The 22,371-nt window shown below is 70.2% G+C and carries 23 protein-coding genes and 1 pseudogene; 10 read left to right on the plus strand and 14 right to left on the minus strand.

Features of this window, described 5'->3' with window-relative positions; all coding sequences use genetic code 11:
* Positions 1-50: 50 nt before the first annotated feature.
* Complete coding sequence (locus KUTG_RS04065; RefSeq protein WP_043728210.1) at positions 51-1,049, minus strand: radical SAM protein; 999 nt, start codon at positions 1,047-1,049, stop codon at positions 51-53.
* A 391-nt stretch (positions 1,050-1,440) separates the two neighbouring features.
* Here KUTG_RS04065 and KUTG_RS04070 point away from each other — a divergent pair, with 391 nt between their 5' ends.
* From KUTG_RS04070 to KUTG_RS04080, 3 genes are read left to right on the plus strand one after another with little or no spacing between them, the layout of a single operon-like run.
* Positions 1,441-2,637, plus strand: coding sequence for a radical SAM protein (locus KUTG_RS04070; RefSeq protein ID WP_052393903.1), 1,197 nt, complete (start codon positions 1,441-1,443; stop codon positions 2,635-2,637).
* 22 nt (positions 2,638-2,659) lie between these two features.
* Entirely contained in the window at positions 2,660-4,567 is a 1,908-nt protein-coding gene (locus KUTG_RS04075) for a RiPP maturation radical SAM C-methyltransferase (protein WP_063753479.1), read from the plus strand.
* Positions 4,564-5,163 (plus strand): DUF5825 family protein, encoded by a 600-nt coding sequence (locus KUTG_RS04080; protein WP_052393904.1) that lies wholly within the window; start codon positions 4,564-4,566, stop codon positions 5,161-5,163. Before KUTG_RS04075 ends, KUTG_RS04080 begins: the two co-directional genes overlap by 4 nt.
* Before the next feature lie 107 nt (positions 5,164-5,270).
* Here KUTG_RS04080 and KUTG_RS04085 read toward each other — a convergent pair whose 3' ends face one another.
* The gene (locus tag KUTG_RS04085; RefSeq protein WP_052396522.1) at positions 5,271-6,029 is read right to left on the minus strand and encodes a class I SAM-dependent methyltransferase; all 759 of its coding nucleotides are present in this window, start codon (positions 6,027-6,029) and stop codon (positions 5,271-5,273) included.
* 321 nt (positions 6,030-6,350) lie between these two features.
* Between KUTG_RS04085 and KUTG_RS04095 the strand changes: the two genes are divergently transcribed.
* The 4 genes from KUTG_RS04095 (at position 6,351) to KUTG_RS04110 (ending at position 10,795) form a co-directional block, all read left to right on the plus strand.
* Positions 6,351-6,989, plus strand: a complete 639-nt coding sequence (locus KUTG_RS04095) for an HD domain-containing protein (protein ID WP_043714994.1) — start codon at positions 6,351-6,353, stop codon at positions 6,987-6,989.
* 2 nt (positions 6,990-6,991) lie between these two features.
* Positions 6,992-8,215 carry an MFS transporter gene (locus KUTG_RS04100; protein ID WP_052393906.1) on the plus strand — a complete coding sequence of 408 codons (1,224 nt, stop codon included), beginning with the start codon at positions 6,992-6,994 and terminating at the stop codon, positions 8,213-8,215.
* Positions 8,197-9,108 carry an NADP-dependent oxidoreductase gene (locus KUTG_RS04105; RefSeq protein WP_084578876.1) on the plus strand — a complete coding sequence of 304 codons (912 nt, stop codon included), beginning with the start codon at positions 8,197-8,199 and terminating at the stop codon, positions 9,106-9,108. The genes KUTG_RS04100 and KUTG_RS04105 overlap by 19 nt, the downstream gene beginning before the upstream one ends.
* Positions 9,109-9,220: 112 nt before the next feature.
* Positions 9,221-10,795 carry an alpha/beta hydrolase gene (locus KUTG_RS04110; protein ID WP_232240650.1) on the plus strand — a complete coding sequence of 525 codons (1,575 nt, stop codon included), beginning with the start codon at positions 9,221-9,223 and terminating at the stop codon, positions 10,793-10,795.
* Positions 10,796-10,836: 41 nt separating this feature from the next.
* On the opposite strand, the gene KUTG_RS04115 is transcribed toward KUTG_RS04110, so the two are convergent.
* Positions 10,837-12,360: an alkaline phosphatase D family protein gene (locus KUTG_RS04115; protein ID WP_043714996.1), complete on the minus strand. Its 1,524-nt coding sequence runs from the start codon at positions 12,358-12,360 to the stop codon at positions 10,837-10,839.
* 170 nt (positions 12,361-12,530) lie between these two features.
* On the opposite strand from KUTG_RS04115, the pseudogene KUTG_RS65930 reads away from it, so the two are divergent.
* Positions 12,531-13,127 (plus strand): annotated as a pseudogene (locus KUTG_RS65930) (trypsin-like serine protease); the annotation flags it as partial.
* 185 nt (positions 13,128-13,312) lie between these two features.
* On the opposite strand, the gene KUTG_RS60705 reads toward KUTG_RS65930, so the two are convergent.
* Entirely contained in the window at positions 13,313-13,474 is a 162-nt protein-coding gene (locus KUTG_RS60705) for a hypothetical protein (protein WP_198046998.1), read from the minus strand.
* 12 nt (positions 13,475-13,486) lie between these two features.
* Here KUTG_RS60705 and KUTG_RS60710 point away from each other — a divergent pair, with 12 nt between their 5' ends.
* Together KUTG_RS60710 and KUTG_RS04135 are read left to right on the plus strand one after the other, a co-directional pair.
* Positions 13,487-14,050: a tachylectin-related carbohydrate-binding protein gene (locus KUTG_RS60710; protein ID WP_198046999.1), complete on the plus strand. Its 564-nt coding sequence runs from the start codon at positions 13,487-13,489 to the stop codon at positions 14,048-14,050.
* A 76-nt stretch (positions 14,051-14,126) separates the two neighbouring features.
* Complete coding sequence (locus tag KUTG_RS04135; RefSeq protein WP_043715004.1) at positions 14,127-14,564, plus strand: nuclear transport factor 2 family protein; 438 nt, start codon at positions 14,127-14,129, stop codon at positions 14,562-14,564.
* On the opposite strand, the gene KUTG_RS04140 is transcribed toward KUTG_RS04135, so the two are convergent.
* From KUTG_RS04140 to KUTG_RS60720, 10 genes are all read right to left on the minus strand, one after another.
* Positions 14,561-15,610, minus strand: a complete 1,050-nt coding sequence (locus tag KUTG_RS04140) for an NAD(P)-dependent alcohol dehydrogenase (protein ID WP_043715006.1) — start codon at positions 15,608-15,610, stop codon at positions 14,561-14,563. The two genes, KUTG_RS04135 and KUTG_RS04140, sit on opposite strands and share 4 nt — an antisense overlap.
* Complete coding sequence (locus KUTG_RS60715; protein ID WP_052393908.1) at positions 15,607-15,816, minus strand: hypothetical protein; 210 nt, start codon at positions 15,814-15,816, stop codon at positions 15,607-15,609. The genes KUTG_RS04140 and KUTG_RS60715 overlap by 4 nt, the downstream gene beginning before the upstream one ends.
* Before the next feature lie 28 nt (positions 15,817-15,844).
* Positions 15,845-16,531: a TIGR03619 family F420-dependent LLM class oxidoreductase gene (locus tag KUTG_RS04145; RefSeq protein WP_052393910.1), complete on the minus strand. Its 687-nt coding sequence runs from the start codon at positions 16,529-16,531 to the stop codon at positions 15,845-15,847.
* A gap of 80 nt (positions 16,532-16,611) precedes the next feature.
* Positions 16,612-17,415 (minus strand): Fpg/Nei family DNA glycosylase, encoded by an 804-nt coding sequence (locus KUTG_RS04150; protein WP_043715008.1) that lies wholly within the window; start codon positions 17,413-17,415, stop codon positions 16,612-16,614.
* Entirely contained in the window at positions 17,408-17,884 is a 477-nt protein-coding gene (locus KUTG_RS04155) for a carboxymuconolactone decarboxylase family protein (RefSeq protein ID WP_232240652.1), read from the minus strand. Before KUTG_RS04155 ends, KUTG_RS04150 begins: the two co-directional genes overlap by 8 nt.
* Before the next feature lie 198 nt (positions 17,885-18,082).
* Positions 18,083-18,283, minus strand: coding sequence for a hypothetical protein (locus KUTG_RS63155; protein ID WP_232240653.1), 201 nt, complete (start codon positions 18,281-18,283; stop codon positions 18,083-18,085).
* An 11-nt stretch (positions 18,284-18,294) separates the two neighbouring features.
* Complete coding sequence (locus KUTG_RS04165; RefSeq protein ID WP_043715010.1) at positions 18,295-18,639, minus strand: UBP-type zinc finger domain-containing protein; 345 nt, start codon at positions 18,637-18,639, stop codon at positions 18,295-18,297.
* A complete protein-coding gene (locus KUTG_RS04170; protein WP_043715014.1) occupies positions 18,636-20,069 on the minus strand; it encodes an ATP-binding protein in 1,434 nt (477 codons plus the stop codon). Before KUTG_RS04170 ends, KUTG_RS04165 begins: the two co-directional genes overlap by 4 nt.
* A complete protein-coding gene (locus KUTG_RS04175) occupies positions 20,066-21,739 on the minus strand; it encodes an FAD-dependent oxidoreductase (protein ID WP_043715016.1) in 1,674 nt (557 codons plus the stop codon). Before KUTG_RS04175 ends, KUTG_RS04170 begins: the two co-directional genes overlap by 4 nt.
* Positions 21,740-22,171: 432 nt before the next feature.
* Positions 22,172-22,333: a hypothetical protein gene (locus KUTG_RS60720; RefSeq protein WP_198047000.1), complete on the minus strand. Its 162-nt coding sequence runs from the start codon at positions 22,331-22,333 to the stop codon at positions 22,172-22,174.
* Positions 22,334-22,371 lie beyond the last annotated feature (38 nt).

The raw sequence follows: 22,371 nt of genomic DNA on the forward strand, positions 1-22,371 counted from the left end.
GGTCGGCCAGCCTGACGATCAGGCCCGCTGACAGTCAGCCCCGCAGAGGATCAGGCCGGGCGGCGCGCGATGCGGCGCAGGTCGTCGGGCGAACCGAAACGCTGGTCGATGCGTCGGGCGGCGACGGCCCACTCGGCCATGGTCCGCACGGGGCCCAGGGTCTCGACGACGAAGGGATCGTGCCAACGGGCCAGCGCCCGCTCCCACAGCACGGACGGCGGGTCGGTGCGGATGTTGCCGACGGTGCCCTCGTAGATGGACATGGCTCGCACCTGGCCGTCGGGCTCGATCTGCACGGAACCGTAGGTCGACCAGTCCCTGGCCCGATCGGGATGCATCATCAGCTGGCGGTTGTCGGTCGTCTGCACGTCCACGCCGTCGCCGGCCAACGAGCGCAGCCGGGCCACGCGGTCGTCGCTGGTCAGCTCCCGCACCTGGTCGTCGGTCAGCAGCTCGGCGTCGAACCCGGCACGGCTGGCCGCGCCGCTGGGCACGACGGGGCCGAAGTAGGCGAACCCCAGCCGCGGGAAGCGGGGCGCGACGGTCGCGCAGATGTCGTCGAGCTGGTGGAAGTTGCTCCGCATCACCGAGCAGTCGAGGCCGAAGTTGAACGGCACGCGCGAGGCGACCTCGTCCAGGATGGCGAGGGAGCGCAGCGCGCGGTCGAAGGCGCCGCGCCGGCCACGGACCTTGTCGTGGACCTCGGCGGTCGCGCCGTCCACGCTGACGCCCAGCAGGGACACCGTGGACGCCAGCTGCTCGGCCAGCTCGGGCCGCATCGACCAGCCGCCGGTGTACACCACGACCTGGACGCCGGCTTGCGACAGCCGCCGGGCGATGTCGGCGATCACGGGAGTCAGCAGCGGCTCTCCGCCCGACAGCACGACCGACTCCGGCCCGGCCGCCGCGATCTTGTCGGCGACCAGCAGCATCGTGTCCGGATCGAGTTGCCGCGTCGGCCGCCGACCCGATTCCGAATAGCAGTGCACGCAGAGCAGCGGGCACGCATAGGTCGTGTCCCAGACGATGATTCGCGGACCGGATTCCATGGGCACAACCACCACCGTCTGCCGCGGGCGAATACGCCGACCGGGCCAGCATGCCCCGTTCGGGGCCAATTCGGGAAGTCCCGGTCCGCTGAGCGGACCGGCCATTGCCTGCCCCGCGCTGGCCCGGCGATTCTTGAGCGGTTGGTCGATCCCGAAAGGAGGAGTCCACGTGGAGAACGAACTCGACCTCACCGAGGTCGCGACCGTCGATCCGCCGCGCGAGCCGGCGATCCAGATCGAATTCTTCGATTTCCAGACGCAGGTCGCCTGGCCGTGCCTGCCGCTGTGACACGGTGAGAACCCGCCGGGTGAGGGCGGGTTGTCGGCTCTCGCCCGGCGGCGCACACGTATTCGAGGGAAATTCGAGCCAGCGGAAAATGGGGGTCCTGGCATGCGTTTCATTCGCGGCGCCGCCGGCTACTGGGCGGTCGGCAGCACCTTCGTCGCGCGCGTCCCGGAGCAGCACTTCGACGCGCAGGGACGGCCGACGCCGGCGGTGCGGGAACTGCTGGCGGCCCGGGACGCCGCGCCGGCCACCGACTCGGACCTGTACGGCCTGACCGTGCTCGTGACGACCCGCTGCAATCTGGCCTGCCCGTACTGCTTTCAGAACACCGAACTCCCGCAGGCCCCCGAGGGCGCGATTCCGCTGCGGATCCCGGGCGCCACCGTCGATGACCGCAAGGTCGCCGACATCCTCGCCTTCACCCGCGACCGCATGGCCGAGCTGAACAAGACCGCGGTCAAGCTGATGCTGTTCGGCGGTGAGCCGACGATGTTTCCCGGCTATTGCCTGAAACTGCTGGAAGGATGCCGGCCGCTCGGGCTCACCGGCGCGTCGATGATCTCCAACGGAACGCTGTTCGACGCGGCCGGCGCGATCGAGATGGAACGCGCCGGCCTGGAATGGGTGCAGATCAGCCTGGACGGCGACGCGGCCGACCACGACCGCTCCCGGATCACCCTCGGCGGCCGCGGCACGTTCGCCACCATTCTGCGCAACGTCGAGGCGGCCTCCGCGCGGACCGCGCTGAAATGGCGGCTGCGGGTCAACATCAGCCGCGAGTCCATCGACGGCGTGCAGACGCTCATCGACCGACTCGGCGACCGGCTCGACACTGGCCGGTTCATGCTGAAACTGGCCCTGATCCAGGACGTCGGCATCGGCTACCAGAAATCCGTGCGGCATTCGGCGGAACTGGCGAAACGGGTGGGCGAGCTGTACCTGCACGCGATGGACGCCGGTTTCACGGTCGCCCCGCCGAGGGCCGCCCCCTGCCTGTTCTGCGACGCGGTCGGCGGCACCACCGGCGCGGTGGTCAATTCCGACGGAACCCTGTACAGCTGCTGCCATTCCGCCGGCCAGGACGGATACGACGTCGGCACGGTCACGGCCGGCTACCACCGCGAGCCGGTCGTGCGGGAGCGGTGGGTGATGTGCGGGTACGGGGCCGAGCCGAACACCGACAAGGCGGCCGAGCGGCTGCACGCCGACATCGTCGACGCCATCGTGCTCGACCGGCTGCACGCCACCGGATCGCTGGCCGCCGCGACGGCATCGCAGTTCGCCCTGATGGACCCGGCCTGAGCCGCGAATCCGGAGACGTGTCATGCGCATAGTGCTGGTCAACATGCCTTGGGGCTCGGTCGAAATCCCGTCGCTGGCGCTCGGCATCCTCAGCCGCAGCCTGCGCGCCCGGTTCCCGGACGCCGAGGTCGAGGTGCTGCACGCGAACATCGACTACGTGGACTGGTTGAGCCGGGAATCGCCGGTCACGCTGCCGGACTACGAGTTGTTCTCGCTGCACTCGTTCGCCACCGGCGGCGGCGACTTCGTCTTCTCGTCGGCCCTGTACGACGATCCCGACTGGCGGTGGCCGCAGCTCGTCGACGCGGTCGGCGGCCGCTCCGAGCGGGACCTGGCGCTGCTGCGGCGGCTGCACCGGTCGGCCCCGGCGTTCGTCGCCGAGCTGGCCGAGCGCATCGTGGCCGGCCGACCGGATCTGGTCGGCTTCACCGCGACCTTCCAGCAGACCACGGCCGCCCTGTCCGCGGCCAAGCACATCAAACGGCTGGCCCCGGAGATCATGACCATCATGGGCGGCGCCAGCTGCGACGGTCCGCAGGGCACCGCGCTGCACCGCAACTTCGACTTCCTGGACTTCGTGCAGCGCGGCGAGGGCGAGGTGGCGTTCCCCCAACTGGTCGCCGAACTGGCCGGCGACCGGGACCTCGCCGCCGTGTCCGGGCTCTGCTGGCGCGACGGCGACCGTTCGGTGGCCAACGCGATGAGCACAAAACCATTGCCGCCCAACGAGATCGTCGCGCCGGACTACGACGGCTACTTCGAGCGGCTGGCGTCGTCGGCGGCTCGCACGTGGACGGATCCCAAGCTGGTCATGGAAAGCTCGCGCGGCTGTTGGTGGGGCGAGAAGCACCACTGCACGTTCTGCGGCCTCAACGGCTCGTTCATGGAGTTCCGCAGCAAGAGCCCGCGGCGGTTCTTCGACGAGATCGTCGAGCTGACCGGACGCCACCGGGTGCTCGACATCTTCATGGTGGACAACATCCTGGACATGAACTACCTGACCTCGCTGCTGCCCGAGCTGGCCGCCGCCGACCACGACTTCCGGTTCTTCTGCGAGATCAAGGCCAATCTCCGCCGCGAGCAGGTGCAGCTGCTGGCCGACGCCGGCATCGTCAACGTGCAGGCGGGCATCGAGAACCTCAGCAGCCACGTGCTCGGCATCATGGACAAGGGCATCAGCGGCTGCCAGAACGTGCGGATGCTGCGGGACGCCGAGTCCTGCGGCGTCTGGGTCGAATGGAACTACCTGTACGGGTTTCCCGGCGAGACCGTCGCCGACTACGCCTCGGTCGTCGCGCAGATGCCGGCCCTGCACCACCTGCCGCCGCCGCACTCGGTGGGGCGGTTCGCGGTCGAGCGGTTCAGCCCGTACTTCAACCGCCCCGAGCTCGGTTTCCCTGACCTGGCGCCGGATCCGCAGTACGCGATGATGTACGACCTGCCCGAGTCCGAGTTGTTCGAGCTGGCCTACCTGTTCGCGGTGCCGCCGCGCGGTGTCGACGAGGACGTGGCGGCCGAGCTGGCGGCAGCCGTGGACCGCTGGGCCGCCGCGTACCAGAGCAGCCGCCTGACCAGCGCCGACCGGGGTGACCACATCGAACTCGTCAGCGAGCGCTCGGCTTTCGACTGGCGGACCTTGACCGTCGACGACCCCTTGGAGCTGACCGCGTTGCGACTGCTCGACCGCCCGCACACGTCGGCCGCGTTGACCCGCAAGCTCGCCGACCGGTTCCCCGGCCTCGGCGATGGCGCGGTTTCGGCTCTGTTGAGCCATTGGCGGGAACTCGGGCTGCTGTACTCCGACGGCGGCCAGCACGTGTCGACCGCGCCGTTGGCCAACAACCAGGCGCTGACCCGGGTTTCGCGTGGTGCCCGGACCACCTGGACGCCGTCGGCGCCGCTGGTCGGCAGTGAGGGGCGGCTGCCGTGACCGAAGTGATCCTGTGGCGGGACTACGGCCGGCCGGAAACGGTGCTGGGCACCAGGTCCGGGCCCTCCCTCGCCACCGTGGCCGAGTTCTACGCCGAGGGCGCGCGGCACGCCGTCCTGCCCTCGCTGGTCGATCTGGCCGCCGACGCGGAGGCCTCCACCGTGCAGTCCCTCACGTTGGTACGGGAGCTGACCGCGTGGGGCATCGCCGTGGACTGGCGCCTGCGGCTGCCCGGCGACGCCGAGATGTGGCCCGCCCTCGGTCACCTCCATCCGCCGGCCGAAGTCGTCGACCACCCCTCGATCCGTGACCAGTGGCGGTCCTCCTACCACTTCTGCAAGTGCGTCGACCGCCACGGCCCCGGCTTCGTCGAGATCCGCGACTTCCGCTCCGGCCGCCTACGCAAGCTCATCATCTCCGACCCCCGCTACCGCCAGGCCATCGAGGCCCTCCGCGACGGTCCCCCGCTCGCCTCCCTGCCCGCCCCCATAGCCCGCGACCTCATCTCCGCCGGCCTCGTCGGCCTGGTCGGCGCCCGCGCCTGGTGGCTCCCCTACCGCGTCCGTCGCTGGCCCCTCGCCTCCGACATCATCTGACCCCCACCCTCCTGCCGGCCTGAAAGCAGGCGCCCACCCTCCAGGCGTGGTGTTGTCCTGCCCCGAGGTCAGAAGATTAGATTTCACTTATCACTGAAGTCATAGCGCTATATACTGCTACCTCGAAGCAGGGCCGCGGTCAGACCGCTTTCCAGCACGAAGAAGATGAAGCAGATGAAGCGCTTGTGGCCCTTGAGCTGGTCGGCATGGAGCTCGTAGGCCTCGGGGGCGGGATAGGGCTCGGCGATGTGGGCGGTGCGGAAGCCGGCGGCGGCGAAGGCGTCGCTCATGGCGCTGAGGGGGCGGTGCCAGTAGGTGAGCACGGCCGGACGGCCGGCGAAGGTGTACTCGTCGGACCACTGTGTGGTGTCGAAGTAGTTGGTGTCGGGGAACGCCAGCTTGTAGATCATGGGGTGGTTGACGACGAGGATGAGGCGGCCGCCGGGCTTGAGGACGCGGCGGAGCTCGGCCAGCGGGGTGGTCCAGTCCTCGAAGTACTGCAGCACGAGGGCGGAGACGACGTCGTCGAACTCGGCGTCGGCGTACGGCAGGGGCTGGGTGATGTCGGCGACCCGGATGTCGGCGTCGGGTCCGAGCTTCTCACGGCCGATGCGCACCATCTCGGCGCTGGAGTCGAAGCCGCTCACGACGGCGCCGCGGTCGCGCAGGTCCGAGAAGATGGGACCGGCGCCGCAGCCGGCGTCGAGAATGCGGCGGCCGGCCACGTCACCGGCCAGTTCGACGACGGCGGGCCGGGTGTAGTAGGCGTTGAACAGGCTGGTCTCGTTCTCGGCCACGTACGCCTCGGCGAAGCTGTCGTAGTCGTTCAGCACGGCTTCGGCCGAACTCTCGGGAATCGCGGACATGCGGCCCATAGTGCCCACGAAACAGCCGGCCCGCCAGGAGTTGATCATGCTCCCTGTCGGGTGGCGCCGAATCGACACTGGTAGGCGGTGGAACTCAGCGACACTTCCTCGGGGAAGGCCGGGTCAGGTCGCGGGCGCTCAGACTGACGGAGCCGGCCACCAGGCACGTGTCCGGCGCGGGCTCGGTGGAAGCGGCGCCGTCGACGGCGACCGCCTGTCCTGATCGGTGGGTTTCGTGGCCGGAGAACACCGGCGCGGGTCCGACCGCGGTCGGCACCATGGAAGAAGTCCGGTCACCATCAGCCGAAAGCGCGGAACGTCATGTCAGAGGTCATCGCGGGTGTGGAGGTTCCGGAGACGGCGGCCGTCGCCGAGGCCACCCGTCTCGTGCAGGAGACGACCAGCCCGCTCGTCTACCACCACTCGCGCCGGGTGTTCCTGTTCGGCCAGATCCAGGCCCGACGCCTCGGTGTGACGCCGGATCCGGAACTGCTCTACCTGGCCGCGATGTTCCACGACACCGGCCTCGCCACGCCCTTTTCCGAGGTGGAGCAGCGGTTCGAGGTCGACGGGGCCGACCACGGGCGTAAGTTCCTGCTGGAGCACGGCTTCTCGGCCGCGGCGGCCGACACCGTGTGGACGGCGATCGCGCTGCACACGACGCCGGGAATTCCGCACCGAATGGGCCCGGAGATCTCGTCGCTGTATTTCGGCGTGGTGACCGACGTGATCGGATTCGGCCTCGACGAGCTGGATATCGCGCAGGTAGAGGAGGTGCTGGCCGGCCATCCGAGGGGCGATTTCAAGAAGGAGTTCCTCCGCGCCTATTTCGACGGGTTCAAGCACCGACCCGACACGACCAACGGCACCGTGAACGCCGACGTGCTGGCCCATTTCATCCCCGGTTTCCGGCAGACCACCTCGGTCGAGCGCATTCTCGGCTCGGCCTGGCCGAGCTGACGATGCCCGCTTTCGGCCGGGCCGCCTCGTTCGGCCTGATCGTGGTCACCACTGTGCTGCTGATGGCCGCCACCAGCGCGCCCTCGCCGATCTACCCGCTGTACCTGCAGCGCTGGGGCTTCTCGGTGACGGTCCTGACCGTGGTCTTCGCGGTGTATGTGGCCGGGCTGGCCGCCGCGCTGCTGACGGTCGGCTCGCTGAGCGACCATCTCGGCCGCCGGCCGGTGCTGGTGGCGTCGCTGCTGGTGGCCGCGGCCGGCACGGCGGTCTTCTGGACGGCCGACGGGGTGGTCTCGCTGGTGGTCGCCCGCATCGTCCAGGGCATAGCGACCGGGGCCGCGACGGGCGCACTCACCGCCGTGCTGGTCGAGTTCTCCCCCGAGGGCCGCCCGCACCGGGGGCCGACGATGACCGCGGTGGGCACGAGTTTCGGGCTGGCCGTCGGCGGCGGCGTCACGGGTCTGCTCGTCCAGGCCGGCCCCCGCCCGGACGGTGTGGTGTTCCCCGCGCTCACGGTGGCGTTCGCGATCCTCGCCGTGTTGGTCGCCGCCGTCCCGGAGACGGCCGGACGACGCCCCGGCGCGCTGGCCGCGCTGCGCCCGAGAGTCCACGTTCCCCCGGCGACGCGGCGGGAATTCCTCGCCGCCGTGCCGGCCATCGTCGCTGGCTGGTCCATCACCGGCCTGTTCCTGGCCCTTGCGCCTTCGCTCGTGCACGACGTGTTGCACGTGGGGTTCGGCGCCGCCGGCGGTCTCAGCATCACAGTCCTGTTCCTCGCCAACAGCGTGGGCGGCCTGTGGGCGGCACGACAGCCGGCTGGGCGGGCCACGCTGCTGGGGTCGGTGTTCCTGACCGTCGGCGCGGTGGGCCTGGCCGCCGCGGTGTTCTTCGCCTCGCCGCCGGTGTTCATCGGCGGTTCGATCGTGGCCGGTCTGGGCGTCGGCCTGACATTCAACGGGACCCTGCGCGGCATCAGCGGGGCCACCGACGCGGCGTCGCGGTCGGCGGTGTTCTCCGCCGCCTACCTCGTCAGCTACGCGGCGCTGGGCCTGCCGTCGGTCGCCGCCGGGCTGGCCACACCTTGGTGGGGCCTGGCGGCCACCAGCTATCTGTACACGGCGTTTGTCGGGACACTGTCCCTGTTCGCGACGCTGCACGCCGCCCGCCGGTCCACACGGACCGCCGGGCCCTCGGGAAAGGCATTGGCATGCAAGCAATCACCGTGACCGACCAGGCCGCCGGCATCGACGGACTGACGCTCACCGACCGGCCCTACCCGCATGCCGCCGAGAACGACGTCATCGTGCGGGTCCACGCCGCCGGCTTCACCCCGGGCGAGCTGGACTGGCCCACCAGCTGGACCGACCGGGCCGGCCGCGACCGCACGCCCAGCATTCCCGGGCACGAGCTGTCCGGCGTGGTGGCCGAACTCGGTTACGGCACCACGGGTCTGACCGTCGGCCAGCGGGTGTTCGGTCTGGCCGACTGGGCCCGCGACGGCTCCCTGGCCGAGTACACGGCCGTCGAGGCGCGCAACCTCGCGCCGCTGGCCGCCGACATCGACCACACCGTCGCCGCGGCGCTGCCCATCTCGGGATTGACGGCGTGGCAAGGACTTTTTGTCCACGGCGGTCTCACCACCGGCCAGACGGTGCTGATCCACGGCGCGGCCGGCGGCGTGGGATCCATCGCCGTGCAGCTGGCCCGCGAGGTCGGCGCCCGGGTGATCGGCACCGGCCGGGCCGCCGACCGTGATCTGGTTCTCGGCCTTGGCGCACAGGCGTTTGTGGACCTGGACGCCGAACCGTTGAGCGGCGAGGTCGACGTGGTGCTCGACGTCATCGGCGGCTCGGTGCTGGAGCGGTCGGCCGCGTTGGTCCGCCCCGGCGGGACGCTGGTCACCATCCCCGCGCCGCCGACGGTGCAGCCCAAGGACGGTCGGGCGGTCTTCTTCGTCGTCGAACCCGACCGCGCGCAGCTGGCCGACCTGGCTCAGCGCGTGCGGGACGGCCGGTTGAAGCCCCTCGTCGGGGCCGTGCGCCCGCTGGCCGAGACGGCCGACGCCTTCGCCCGTCGAAACCGCACCGCCGGCAAGACCATCATCCAGGTGACCGCCTGATTTTCCACCCCCGACGGCTCGACCGGGCACCGTGACTATTGCCCGATAACGAACAACCTGGGTGATCCGCATGGCGTCAGATGGCTGCACACGACCATGAGGAGACCTCCCAGTGCCTTTACGAACAAGACCGCGCCTGCGGGCCGCCGCCCTCGCCGCCGCGCTGGCCTGTGGTCTCGGCCTGCTGCCGGCGACAGCCGACGCCACGGCCGACGGCTCCGACGTGCTGGCCGACCGCGCGCCGACGCCCGCGCTGACCTGGGCCGACTGCGCCGACGGCTTCCAGTGCGCCACGGCCGGGGTGCCGCTGGACTACGCCAACCCCTACGGCACCAAGATCGACCTGGCGCTGATCAAGCTGCCGGCCAGCGACCCCGCCCACCGGATCGGCACGCTGTTCGTCAACTTCGGCGGGCCCGGACCGTCCGGTGTGGACAGACTGCGGCAGCGGGCCAAGTGGCAGTGGCTGTTCTCCGACGAGCTGCGCGCCCGGTTCGACCTGGTGTCGTGGGATCCGCGGGCGGTCAGCCACAGCACGGCGGTGCGGTGCTTTTCCACCAACGCCGAGCAGGAGCAGTACTTCGCCTCGTTCCCGGAGATGCCGGGCGACGCGGCCGGCGAGCCCGCCTACTTCCACGCCTCCAAGGACCTCGCCGACCGCTGCCAGCAACAGGCGGGGAACCTGTTGCCGTACATGAACAGCGTCAACACCGCGCGGGACATCGACCTGCTGCGGCGGGCCGTCGGCGACGCCAAGATCACCTATCACGGCATCTCCTACGGCACCCACATCGGCGCCATCTACGCCAACCTGTTCCCCAACCGGATCAGGGCGCTCGTCATGGACGGCACCATGGACTTCCAGGGCAGCGCCACCGGTCACGGCAACGCCGGGACGACCCTGCCCGTGGACACCCGGCAGGACGTGGCCGGTGGCATCGCAGAGACCTTCGAGTCCTTCCTCACTCAGTGCGCCGCGGCCGGCCCCAACTGCGCCTTCTCCGGCGGCGACGTGCACGCCAAGTGGCAGACGCTGGCCGAACGGGCCCGCCAGCACCCGATCACCGTCACCAATCCCGACGGCACCGCCAGCACCTTCAGCTACTCGGCGGTGATCAACCTGGCCGGGGATCTCGCCAAGCCGGAGGCGTGGAAGGACAACGCCGCCCAGCTGGAGCGCCTCTACGAGGCCAGCGCTGTCACGGCGAAGGCCTTGTCCCCCAAGGGAGAGCCGTACCTCGGCAACTCCACCGAGGCGTTCAACGCCATCCAGTGCGGCGACAGCACCGTGCCCACCGACGAATCGACCTACAGCGCCCTGGCCACCAGCGAGGACGCCCGGGTGCCGTACTTCGGCCGCATCGGCGTGTTCGACATGATGTCCTGCGCCTACTGGCCGCACCGGGCCGTGCAGCCCTACCGCGGCCCGTGGAACCGCCCGACCTCCGCCCCCATCCTGGTGATCAACAGCCGCTTCGACCCGTCCACGCCGCTCAAGGGGGCCAAGGACGGCATCGCCGAGCTGGCCAAGGCACGGCTGCTGGTGGTCGAGGGCTCGGGCCACAGCACCATGTACGTGCACAGCACCTGCGCCGAGAAGGCCAAGCGCGCTTACCTGATCTCCGGTGTGCTGCCGCCCGTCGGCGCGACCTGCGGCATCGACCAGAAGCCGTTCGACCCGGCGTAGTCCCGGGCCGGGTTCGGGCGTCGGACACGCCTGAACCCGGCTCAGCGCTGGGGCGTCAGCTCCTTCGACCACAGCACGGCGCCGGAGTTGTCCCGCAGCCGCACGGTCATCGCCCCCGTCACGGCGGAAACGCTGACCTGGCCGAAGAACTGGAACTCGGTGGCCGGCGATGCGTTGGCGTAGGGCGGGGCCTTCACGAAGACCTGCTGCGCGCCGAAGGTCGTGTCGACGGCGGCGGGCGGGAACGCCCCGGCGTTGAGCGGCCCGGAAGTGAACTGCCAGAAGGGATCGAAGTCCTGGTAGGCAGCCTTGTCCGGGTCGAAGTAGTGCGCGGCGGTGTAGTGCACGTCCGTGGTGAGCCACACGACGTTGTGGATGCGGTTGCGCTTGAGGAACGTCAGCAGCTCGGCGATCTGCAACTCCCGGCCGAGGGGCATTCCGTTGTCGCCCTGGGAAACCGCCTCGAACTTGCCGCCGGCGTCGGTGACGACCTCGCACAGCGGCATGTCGTTGGAGATCACCTTCCACCGGGCCGTGGACCGCTTCAGCTCCCGCTTGAGCCAGGCCGCCTGCTCCTGGCCGAGGATGCCGCCGTCGTTGAACGTCTGCTTGTCGGGCGAGTTGGCGTCGCGGTACCAGCGCATGTCCAGCACGAACACGTCCAGCAGCGGCCCGTGGTGCAGCACCCGGTAGATCCGGTTCTCCCGGTCGTAGACCGGATTGATGGGCACGTACTCGTGATACGCCTGGCGGGCCCGCAGCTTCAGGACGTCGACCCGCTTCTCGGTGTAGAGCGGGTCGTCCAGGATCTCGCCGGGATACCAGTTGTTGTGGGTCTCGTGGTCGTCCCACTGCTGGATCTGCGCCACCTCGGCGTAGAACCGGCGCAGGTTCTCGTCCAGCAGGTTGTACTTGTAGTTGCCCCGGAACTCGTCCAGCGTCTCGGCGACCTTCGACTTCTCCTCGGTGACGACGTTGCGCCACAGGGTCCCGTCGGGCAGCGCCACGGTGGGCTCGATCGGGTCGTCGGCGTAGATGTTGTCGCCGTTGCAGAGGTAGAAGTCCGGGTCCAGGCGGCGCATCTGCTCGAAGATCCGGTAGCCGCCGCGGGCGGTGTCGATGCCGAAGCCCTGCCCGGCCAGATCGCCGGACCACACGAACGACACGTCCTTGGCCCGCCGCGGCACGGTCCGCAGGCGCCCGCTGAGCGGTTGACCGGCCAGCGAGCTGTCGTGCAGGTCCACCGGGGTCACGCGGTAGTAGACGTCGGCCCCGTCCGGAAGCTGCGGCAGCACGGTCTTGGCCGTGAAGTCCGAACCGGGCAGTAGCAGCGCCCCGGGCATCCGGGTGGTCCGCCGGAACGTCGGATCGGTGCCGAACTCCACCATCATCCGGGACGGCCGGTCAGCGCGGGCCCACACCGTCGCCTGGTCGGCCAGCACGTCCCCGCTCTGCACGCCGTGAGTCAGCGCGGGCCTACCAGAACGGACCAGGCCGGGACCGGAGGCGGCCAGGCCACCGGCGGCGAGCGCGCCGCGGAACAGTGTGCGCCGGGTCAGTGACATCGCTGGACCTCCAGAATCGGTTCCCCCGCTTCCTATCCCGCCCCGACGAACATCGCGTGGCCAACCGGTGTCGCCCACCCGTTAGTGACCCGGGTCACAGCGATCTCTTGGGACATCGGGGGCGAATTCGCCCGATACTCGCCGGGCAGCTGCACATCTGAGGGGGATGCATGAGATCTGCGCGGATCCGGTCGAGAGCCGTCACCGCCGCCCTGGTCGCCGTCACCGGCGGAGCCCTACTCACCGCGCCGGCCCTGGCCGTGTCCGGTGACGCCGCGACCACCTACAACTTCACGGCGAAGATCACCGCAGACGGCCGGGCCTGCTCCGGCGCCCTCGTCGCGCCGGCCTGGGTCCTCACCGTGCCCAGCTGCTTTCCCGAGAACCCCGACGGCGGCGCGCCGGCCAAGGCGACAACAGTTGTTGTCGGCCGCGTCAATCTGGGCTCGACGGCCGGCATCACCGCCCACGCGTCCAAGCTCGTGCCGGACGCCGGCCACACCGTGATGCTGGTCAAGCTGGACAAGGCCGCGACCGGCATCACGCCCGTCCCCCTGAGCACCACCGCGCCCGCCGCCGGCGACCCGGTCCGACTGGCCGGCTTCGGCCGCACCGCGGACGAGTGGATCCCGAACGTGCTGCACACCAGCGCTTTCACCGTCGGGACGGTCGACGCCGCGCAGCTGGTGTTGCACAGCGACACCGCCGACGCCTGCAAGGGCGACGCCGGCGCCCCGGCCTTCCGCGAGGCGGGCGGCCTGGCGACGCTCGTCGGCGTCACCACTTCTTCGCTGCAACACGGCTGCATGGGCATCGAGCAGCCACAGCAGGGCACCACCGAGATCCGCACCGACACGCTCGCGGCGTGGATCGGACAGCAGACCGCCCCCGCGCAGGTGCAGTGCACCCCGGCCACGGTCTGGTCCGAGCGGGCCGGCGGCGGGATGTGGCACTACGTGCACAACGACGCCGCCAACGGCACGGCCAACTGGGTCAACCCGACCGCGGCCGTCGGCAGCGGCTGGCTCGGCCGGATGCTTGCCGCGCCCGACGGCATCGTGTGGGACATCCACAAGAACACCGGCGCGGCCGACACGTTCGCCGACGGCGTCATCCGGCGCTTCGCGTGGAACGGAACCAAGTGGACCGGCGGCGGCCAGGTCGGTGGCGGCTGGGCGCCGTACCTGACCGCGCGTACGCCAACCGGGTCACCGTGGACTCGCAGGGCCGGATCTTCGCCATCAACGCCAAGGGCGAGCTGCGGGTGTTCATCTGGAACACCGCCACCAACAACTGGGTCAACGGCGCCGGCGTGTCGCTGGGCACCAACTGGCTCATGTACAACTCGATCACCGCGGCCGGCGACGGCGTGCTGTACGCCCGTACCCCGGCCGGCGCCCTGTTCCGGTACGAGTACTCCTTCGCCGACAACAGGTGGCTCCAGATCGCCGAGCCGATCGGCACCGGTTGGCAGATGTTCAGCGAGATCTTCTCGCCGGGCGCGGACATCCTGTACGCGCGCGGCTCCTCGATCTCGACCGGCCCGGTGCTGCGCTGGTACAAGCGGGACGACACCACCGACACCTGGGCGCCGCTGGCGGCCGACGGCGCCGGCAAGGTCGTCGGCTACGGCTGGACGACCGAGCTCCACGTCTCGGCCGACCCCTCGGCGTGCGGGCTGGTGAAGTGATCCGGGCGTGACGAACCGGTCCGTGGCGATTAACGTGTCACAGTGACACGATAATCACCACGGGCCGGGGGCGCGCATGACCAAGTCGCTGCAGGAGCTGTCCGACCGGTTGGAGATCCAGGACCTGCTCGTCGACTACAGCTACGCGGTGGACCGGCGGGAGTGGGACGCGCTCGACGGGATCTTCACGCCCGACGCCGAGATCGACTTCCGGGCCACGACCGGCTCCGTGCACGGCGACCTCGCCACGATCAAGGCCTACCTGGGTGAGACCATGGCGTACTTCAGCGTCACGCAGCACCTGGTCGCCGCCAGCAAGATCGAGCTGGACGGCGACGTCGCCACCGGGCGCACCATGTGCCACAACCCGCTCGTGCTCACCGCCGGCGGCGTGATGTTCGTGGGCCTCTGGTACATCGACCGCTTCGTGCGCACCGACGCCGGCTGGCGCATCGCCCACCGGGCACAGGAACTGGCCTACCTGCACAACGATCCGCGGTCAGCCGCGAGCTAGCCCGGCACAATCACCGCACGGCCGGTGATCTCGCCGGCCTCCAACAGCCGGTAGGCCTCCAGGGCGTCGTCGAGGGCGAACGTGGTGACTTCGGCATGCAGCCGGCCGCGGGCGGCGAGGTCGAGGACCTCCTCCAGCTCGGATCGGCTGCCCCAGTAGGTCGTCTGCACCGACAACTCATGAGGGACAGCGGCGAAGCGCACGGGCACGGCTCCCCCGCCGAGGCCGATGAGCGTCAGATCGCCCATCACCCGCCCGACGGCAACGCCGAGGGCGACGGTGCGTTCGCTGGCCACACAGTCGAAAACGGCATCGGCGCCGCGGTCGTCGGTGAGCTCGCGGATGGTGCTTGCGGCGTCGGGACCGGCCAACAAGCAGTGGTCGGCCCCGGCCCGCGAAGCGAGCTCCAACGCCTCGTTCCGGGTGTCGACGGCGATCACGCGGGCGGCGGTGGTGGCCCGCAGGATCTGCACGGCGAGATGGCCGAGGCCGCCGATGCCGATCACCACGGCAGTGGCGCCGGGATGCAGCTTGGACCAGGAGCGCCGAATCGCGTGGTACGGCGTGAGCGCGGCGTCGGTCAGCGGGGCGGCGAGGATGGGATCGAGGCCGTCCGGCAACGGGACGAGGTGTCGAGCATCGGGCACGAGCACCAGTTCGGCCATGCCGCCGTCGACACCCAGCCCGCAACCGCCGCCCGGGGCCGGTGCCCCCGCACGGTTCTCGCAGTACGACTCGATGCCGAGCCGGCACCGCGCGCAGGTTCCACAGCCCCACGCCCCGTACACGGCGACGGGCTGGCCGACTTCGACGCCGGTCACGCCGGGACCGAGTTCGTGCACCCAGCCGGCGTTCTCGTGCCCGAGGGTGAACGGCGGACCCCACGGCAACAGGCCGGGGCCGAACTCCCGCATCAGGTGCAGGTCCGAGTGACAGGCGCCGGCCGCGCCCACCCGCACGACCACCTGCCCCGGGCCGGGCCTCGGCTCCGCAACCTCGGTCAGCACGGGATCCGACTTCCAGCGCTCCAAGCGCAATGCCTTCATCGCAGGCCTCCTGCGGTCACGGCGGCCATCAGGACCGCGGCCTTGTCCACGTGCTCGCCGGCGGAGCGGGCGTCGAGGACGACGATAAGGGCCTCGTCGGCGCCGGCCTCGGCGTACGCGGCGAGGTCGTCGACCACCTGGGACATGGAGCCCTGGCCGGGCATGCGGTCGGGGCCGAGGTCCTTCGGGGTGACGAATGGGCGCACCTGAGGGTAAAGGCCCAGCGAGGACGGATCACGGCCGTGATCGGCGGCCAGGTCTCGAAGCCGCTTCCACGTGCCGGCGACGGCCGCGGGCCCGAGGCCGGCGGGGATCCAGCCGTCGGCCTTGCGGGCGATCCGGTCCAGCGCGACGTTCGGTCTTGCCGCCACCGAGGAGAATCGGTAAGCGTCCCAGGGGTTTCGGCGTGACGAGGGCGTTGTCGACGACCATACGACTGTCCCGATAGGACACCGGGTTGGGGCCCCACAACGCCCGGCAGGCGTCGACGGTCTCCTCCAGCGACCGGCCACGGCGGCGGACGTCGGCGCCCGCGGCCCGAAACTCGTCGCTGGACCAGCCGCCGCCCAGCCCGAGCACCGCCCGGCCGCCGCTGACCTGGTCCAGGGTCGCCATGGTGCGGGCCAACGCGTGTGCGGGATGCAGCCCGGCGACCAGCACCCCGGTGCCCAGCCGGACCTTCTCCGTGACCGCCGCGGCCAACGTCAGCAGCGTCAACGGATCCATGTTGTGCCGGTAGAAGTCGGCCCACGGCAGGCCGGGCACGCCGCCCATGCCGTCGGCCGGCTCCAGCGGGAACAGGGTTCGCTCGAAGGCCCACAGGCTGTCGTAGCCGATCCGCTCCGCCTCGCGCGCCACCGTCATCACGCCTTGCCGCGCATCGGCCAACTCGCCCTGCGGCAGGTACAGCCCGAACCTCATGCCGCCACCCTAACCACGACGATCACGGCAAGGAGGTCACCTCGGACCAGAAATGCCCGATCGGACAACAACAACGCCGACTAGATCACCTGCTCCGCCGAGCACCACCAGCTGGTGCGGCCGCCGACGGTGCCCCGGGCCATCGGGGCGCCGTCACGGGGGCACAGCGCCCCGGCGTGGCGGAACGGGATGATCGACAGGGTGTGCACGCCACCACCGTCCAAGGCGTCCGTCACGGCGGACTGGGTGGCACGGAAGACCTTCCCGACCTCGCGCGGGGTGAGTTCGTCGACCGGACGGCCGGGATGGACGCGAGCGCGCCAGAGGATCTCGTCGGCCAGCAGATTGCCGATGCCGGCGACGAAATGCTGGTCGAGCAGGCGGGCCTTGAGCGGGGCCGACCCTCTCGACAAGGCCGCCTTGAACTGCGCGGAGGTGATCGTCGCGGCGTCGGGGCCGAGACGGTCGACGGGCGGGTCGAGGGTGATGCGACCCAGCCGACGCGGGTCGACCAGCAGTAGGCGGCCGCCGTCGGAGAAGGTCAGGGCGAACCGCGACCAGCGGTAGTCGCCGGACACGCGGCGGCCCTCCCAGTAGTCGCCGCCGTCGATCTCGCTGCCGTCGACGTCGGCGATGACGATCTTTCCCGACATGCCGAGGTGGATGCCGAGCGCCGGGCCGTCGGAGGAGGTGTCGCACCACAGCGACTTGCCCCGGCGGTGCGCGGCGACGAGCCGGTGGCCGAGCAGGAGCGACCGGATCTCGCCGGGCGGATGGGGCCGGCACACGTAGTCGTCGGTGTCGTCGACCTCGACGATCAGGCGGTCCAGCGCGGCGCGGTCTATGACGGAGCGAGCCGACTCGACCTCGGGGAGCTCAGGCATAGCCGCGCTTGAGCATCATGCCGGCGGCCTTGTCGAACTCGGCCTCGCTCGGGATCACGAAGTCCAGGGCGTTGGCGTAGCGGGTGATGATGTTGAACACCGAGGCGACCGCGGCGGCGTCCGTGAGCTGTTGCCGCGTGACGCCTTCGGCCGTTGCCGCCCGGACCGCGGCCGGCAGCTCGCCGGGACGCAGGGTCATGGTCTCCACAAAGGACAGTGTGGCGTGCAACGGTTCCGAGATGGGCGCGGTGTGGTAGTCGTCGAGGCAGGCCTCGGCAACGGCCTTGTCCATGCCCAGCGCGGCAATGGCCCGATGCGCCCCGACGCAGAACGGACACGAGTTCCACCGGGCGACCATCGCCGCCATGAGTTCCCGCTCGGCCACGGACCACTCGCTCGGCCCGCGCATGGCCTCCTGCGTCCATGCGCCGAGCGCCGTGCCGACAAAAGCCTTGTTGGTAGAAGGCAACCCGGGCGGCGTCGGGCAGTCGCGCCCCCAATGCCAGCGAGACGACCTGGATCACCGCCCGGCTGCGGAGGCTGTCGCCGCGCTCGATCTCAGGAAGACGCATCGAGCGCCTCCACGAAGGCATCCCAGGCGTGAGACCGGGCCCCGACACAGGCCGCCATCACGGCCCTCGAACGCCGCCTTCTCGCTGCCGGCCGCCTACCGCACGGCGTCGACCTCGGCGTCGGTCACGCGGTAGGAGGCCTCGGCGATCCGCCGGGCGAGGGTGTCGTACGGCTCCTTCACCGCCGGCCCGCCCGCGACCCGCTTCGAAATGGCGTTCCGGAGCGACACGGGAGTCACTCCGGAACGACCGACGACCGCGAGACGCAGGGCGTCCGCGAGCTCCTCGTGGCTCATGGACATCAAACCTAGTGCACGTGGCTGCGCCAGTCCTCCGGAACGCGACCGGCCGGGCCGGGGATGGCCGCGTCCTCGGGATGCGACTGCGGGCCGGCCAGCGCCGGACCGTCGTAGAACTCGTTGGTCTGGAAGTTCCAGAACCAGTCCTCGCCCGGCTCGAAGCTGCGGATGAACGGGTGCCCGGAGGACTTCGCGTGGGCGCTGGCGTGCTGGGCCGGCGACGAGTCGCAGCAGCCGATGTGCCCGCACTGGGCGCACCGGCGCAGGTGCACCCACCAGCCGCCGGCGGCGTCGCACTCGACGCAGCCGGTGCCGCTCGGGGGCACGGACGGGTCGATGCCGGGAACGGTCATGAGTTGCCTTCCTGAACGGCGGGGACGAGCGGGATGCGGACCTGGAAGCGGGTGTCGCCGGGCACCGAGACGACGGCCAGGTCGCCGCGGTGCTTGTTGACCACGATGCGCCATGAGATGTCCAGGCCGAGGCCGGTGCCCGAGCCGACCGGCTTGGTCGTGAAGAACGGCTCGAAGATCCGGTTCTTGATCTCCGGCGCCACGCCGGGCCCGGTGTCGCCGATCTCCACCAGCAGCCGGTCGTCCTCGCGGGCCGTGCGCACGGTCAGCGTGCCGACGCCGCCCATGGCCGAGATGGCGTTGTCGATCAGGTTCGTCCACACCTGGTTGAGCTCGGCCGCGTACACCGGCACCTCGGGCAGGCTGTGGTCGTAGTCCTTCACGACGGTGATGTTGTCACCGATCTTGCGACCCAGCATCAGCAAGGTGCTGTCCAGCAGCTCGTGCACGTCGACGGGACGGAACGGCGCCCGGTCCAGCTGGGAGTACTGCTTGGCGGCTGAGACCAAAGTGGACACTCGCGTGGTCGCGTCCTCGATCTCGGTCATCAGCAGCTCGGTCTCGACGGTGTAGTTGAGCCAGCGGACCGCACCCTCCAGAATGGACCTGTCCACGGTGCTGGCCACCGTGTCCAGCCAGGCCACGTCCAGACCCGCCTGCACGAAGGTGGGCGCGATCTCCCAGCCGGCGCGGATCTCGTGCTCGTCGAACCAGTCGGAGAGCTCGTCCTCCTTGTCGGCGGCCTCCAGGGGCTCCAGCGGCTTGGCCTTCGCCACCAGCTCGACGGCCTGCTCCTGGAGCTGGACCAGCGTCGCCAGCGAGACCCGGTCGTACGGGCCGGCGGCGATCATGCCCAGCTTGTGCCGCATGCCGGCGACCCGCTCCCGCAGCGTCGAGGTCGCCCGGATCGCCGCGGCGGCGGGGTTGTTGAGCTCGTGGGTCAGCCCCGCCGACAGGGATCCCAGCGCCAGCAGGCGTTCCCGCTGCCCGATGGCCTGCTGGGTGTTCTGCATGCCGAAGAACAGGCCCTCCAGCATGTGCAGGGCCATCGGGAACCACTCGCGCATGACCTGCTCGAACAGCACCGCGTCGAGCACGTAGAACCGGGACGGCTCGGTGACCCGCATCGAGCCGTCGTAGTTCTGCGGCACGCGGTCGCCCAGGTAGGCCCGCCACGCGCCGGCGTACACGCCGGGCTGGGTGGTCCGGCTGATCTCCACGTCCTCGGCGCCGACCCGCCGGGACATCGCCAGGCCGCCCTCGATCATCACGTAGAAGCAGGTCGCCGGGTCGCCCTCGCGATAGACGGGGCCGGGCTCGAAATGCTCGATGTGCCCGTGCTCGCACAGCCATTCCAGCTGGTGCTCGTCCAGCTTCTCGAACAGGAACAGGGTGCGCAGCTCGGCGATGTCACACGGCAGAGGGCTCATGTCCGCTCCAGATAACGGTGCACCAGCATGACGGCCATCGCTCCCTCGCCGACCGCGGAGGCGACCCGCTTGCCGGAGTCGGAGCGCGCGTCACCGGCCACGAACACGCCGGGCACATTGGTCTCCAGGTGATACGGCGGGCGGTCCAGCGGCCAGTCCCGCAATGCGTTGTCCACGGCCAGGTCGGGGCCGGCGATGACGAAGCCCCGCTCGTCACGGGCGACCACGCCGTCCAGCCAGTCCGTGCGCGGCGCGGCGCCGATGAACGCGAACAGGAAGGACGCGTCGACCTTGCGCACCTCGCCGGTCTTGTTGTGCCGCAACGAGATGTGCTCCAGGTGGTCGTCGCCGCCGGCCTCGACCACCTCCGTGCAGGTCAGCACCGAGATGTTCGGGATGGCGGCGATCTGCTGGATCAGGTAGTGCGACATGGACTCGGTCAGCGACTCGGCCCGCACCACGATCGTCACCGACCGGGCCGACCGGGACAGGTACACCGCCGCCTGCCCGGCCGAGTTGGCCCCGCCGACGATGAAGATGTCCTGCTTGGAGCAGTTGGTGGCCTCCGTCAGCGCCGACCCGTAGTACACGCCCCGTCCGGTGAAGTCGTCCAGGCCCGGCGCGGACAGCTGCCGGTACGAGACACCCGTCGCCAGAATGACCGCGTGGGCGTCGATCGCGTCCCCGTCGGCGAATCGCACCGTACGGGCCGATCCGTTGATCTCCACGCCGACCACGTCACGGGTGGTGATCAGCTCCGCGCCGAACTTGGTGGCCTGTCGGCGGGCCCGGTCCGCCAACTGGGCGCCCGAGACACCGTCCGGGAAGCCCAGGTAGTTCTCGATCCGCGAACTCTGGCCCGCCTGCCCGCCCGTGGCCGTGCGCTCGATGAGGACCGTCCGCAGCCCCTCCGAGGCGCCGTACACCGCTGCCCCGAGACCCGCGGGTCCGCCGCCGACGATGGCCAGGTCGTAGAAGCGTTCCGACGGCTTCGTGCTCAGGCCCACCTCGTTGGCCAGCTCCGCGTCCGTGGGCGCGATCAGCGCGTCACCGTTCGTGGTCACCACCACCGGCAGGATCCGTCCGTCCGCACCGGCGGCGGCCAGGAGGCGTTCGCCCTCCGGCTCGTCGACCTGGTACCAGCGGTAGGGCACCTGGTTGCGGGCCAGGAACTCCCGCACCTCCGACGACCGGGCCGACCACTGGTGGCCGACGATCTTGGTCTCCGGCACCCGCTTGTGGTCCGTGCTCGCCCACGCGTCGATCAGGGAGTCCACCACCGGGTACAGCTTCTCCTCCGGCGGATCCCACGGCTTGAGCAGGTAGTGGTCCAGGTCCACGAGGTTGATGGCGTCGATCGCCGCCTCCGTGTCGGCATACGCCGTCAGCAGCACGCGCCGGGCCGCCGGGTACAGGTCCATCGCCTGCTCGAGGAACTCGATGCCGTTCATGTCCGGCATCCGGTAGTCGGCCAGCATCACCGCCACCAGCTCCCCGCGCAGCGCCATCTCCCGCAGCGTGTCCAGCGCCTGCCGCCCCGACTCCGCCCGGATCACCCGGTGCCGGTCGCCGTAGCGCCTACGCAGGTCCCGCGCCACGGCTCGGGAGACGCCGGGGTCGTCGTCGACAGTGAGGATCGCGCTCCGCGCGGGGCGAGTCGGCGCGGTCACGCGGCTGGTGTTGGGGAGTAAGGAGCATGCACGTGGCAACCATACGTTCAGGGGGTGGGGTGATGCAGCTGTGGCAGTCGGTGGGGTTGGGGTGGTGGGTTGGCGGGGTGGCGGGTCGGGGGGTTGGTGGATCGGGGAGTGGGTGGGTCGAGGCGGGCCTGCGCGACCGGGTTCGAGCACAGCACTGCCAAGTCCGCCGCTGAGAGTGGTGGACTGTTCGTGGCTCGCTTGCGTTGGGTCGCGTGGATTTGGCGTGGAGCCTCTGATTGATGTCGCGAAGGGCAAAAGCGGGCAGGCAGGGCTGCCCTTCGCGATGTCAATTGTACGACACCAATCCCCTCCACGCAAAATCCACGCTTTTCTGAATTGTCAAAGGTGAAAGGTTGACGGAAAAGCTTTTCTCCCGCCTCCCGCCTCCCGCCTTCCTTTCTCTTATATCCCACCTTCCCCCCTCCCCTTCCCCACCTTCTTCCCCCCGCACCCCTTCCGCCTCTCCCTCTCCCTCTCCCTCTCCCTCTCCCTCTCCCTCTCCCTCTCCCTCTCCCTCTCCCTCTCCCTCTCCCTCTCCCTCTCCCTGAGCGCGCGATTATGCATGAAGCAATCACCCGTTAGTGACTCGAATTGGATCTTGC

The organism is Kutzneria sp. 744 (assembly GCF_000568255.1).
In the GTDB taxonomy this organism is placed as follows: Bacteria; Actinomycetota; Actinomycetes; order Mycobacteriales; family Pseudonocardiaceae; genus Kutzneria.

What these genes read in the sequence shown, in the direction of transcription:
- KUTG_RS04065 (WP_043728210.1), bottom strand. Translation starts at nt 1,049, where the DNA reads ATGGAATCCGGTCCGCGAATCATCGTCTGGGACACGACCTATGCGTGC.
- KUTG_RS04070 (WP_052393903.1), top strand. Translation starts at nt 1,441, where the DNA reads ATGCGTTTCATTCGCGGCGCCGCCGGCTACTGGGCGGTCGGCAGCACC.
- KUTG_RS04075 (WP_063753479.1), top strand. Translation starts at nt 2,660, where the DNA reads ATGCGCATAGTGCTGGTCAACATGCCTTGGGGCTCGGTCGAAATCCCG.
- KUTG_RS04085 (WP_052396522.1), bottom strand. Translation starts at nt 6,029, where the DNA reads ATGTCCGCGATTCCCGAGAGTTCGGCCGAAGCCGTGCTGAACGACTAC.
- KUTG_RS04095 (WP_043714994.1), top strand. Translation starts at nt 6,351, where the DNA reads ATGTCAGAGGTCATCGCGGGTGTGGAGGTTCCGGAGACGGCGGCCGTC.
- KUTG_RS04100 (WP_052393906.1), top strand. Translation starts at nt 6,992, where the DNA reads ATGCCCGCTTTCGGCCGGGCCGCCTCGTTCGGCCTGATCGTGGTCACC.
- KUTG_RS04105 (WP_084578876.1), top strand. Translation starts at nt 8,197, where the DNA reads ATGCAAGCAATCACCGTGACCGACCAGGCCGCCGGCATCGACGGACTG.
- KUTG_RS04115 (WP_043714996.1), bottom strand. Translation starts at nt 12,360, where the DNA reads ATGTCACTGACCCGGCGCACACTGTTCCGCGGCGCGCTCGCCGCCGGT.
- KUTG_RS60705 (WP_198046998.1), bottom strand. Translation starts at nt 13,474, where the DNA reads ATGACGCCGTCGGCGAACGTGTCGGCCGCGCCGGTGTTCTTGTGGATG.
- KUTG_RS04135 (WP_043715004.1), top strand. Translation starts at nt 14,127, where the DNA reads ATGACCAAGTCGCTGCAGGAGCTGTCCGACCGGTTGGAGATCCAGGAC.
- KUTG_RS04140 (WP_043715006.1), bottom strand. Translation starts at nt 15,610, where the DNA reads ATGAAGGCATTGCGCTTGGAGCGCTGGAAGTCGGATCCCGTGCTGACC.
- KUTG_RS04145 (WP_052393910.1), bottom strand. Translation starts at nt 16,531, where the DNA reads ATGAGGTTCGGGCTGTACCTGCCGCAGGGCGAGTTGGCCGATGCGCGG.
- KUTG_RS04150 (WP_043715008.1), bottom strand. Translation starts at nt 17,415, where the DNA reads ATGCCTGAGCTCCCCGAGGTCGAGTCGGCTCGCTCCGTCATAGACCGC.
- KUTG_RS63155 (WP_232240653.1), bottom strand. Translation starts at nt 18,283, where the DNA reads ATGAGCCACGAGGAGCTCGCGGACGCCCTGCGTCTCGCGGTCGTCGGT.
- KUTG_RS04165 (WP_043715010.1), bottom strand. Translation starts at nt 18,639, where the DNA reads ATGACCGTTCCCGGCATCGACCCGTCCGTGCCCCCGAGCGGCACCGGC.
- KUTG_RS04170 (WP_043715014.1), bottom strand. Translation starts at nt 20,069, where the DNA reads ATGAGCCCTCTGCCGTGTGACATCGCCGAGCTGCGCACCCTGTTCCTG.
- KUTG_RS60720 (WP_198047000.1), bottom strand. Translation starts at nt 22,333, where the DNA reads ATGCATAATCGCGCGCTCAGGGAGAGGGAGAGGGAGAGGGAGAGGGAG.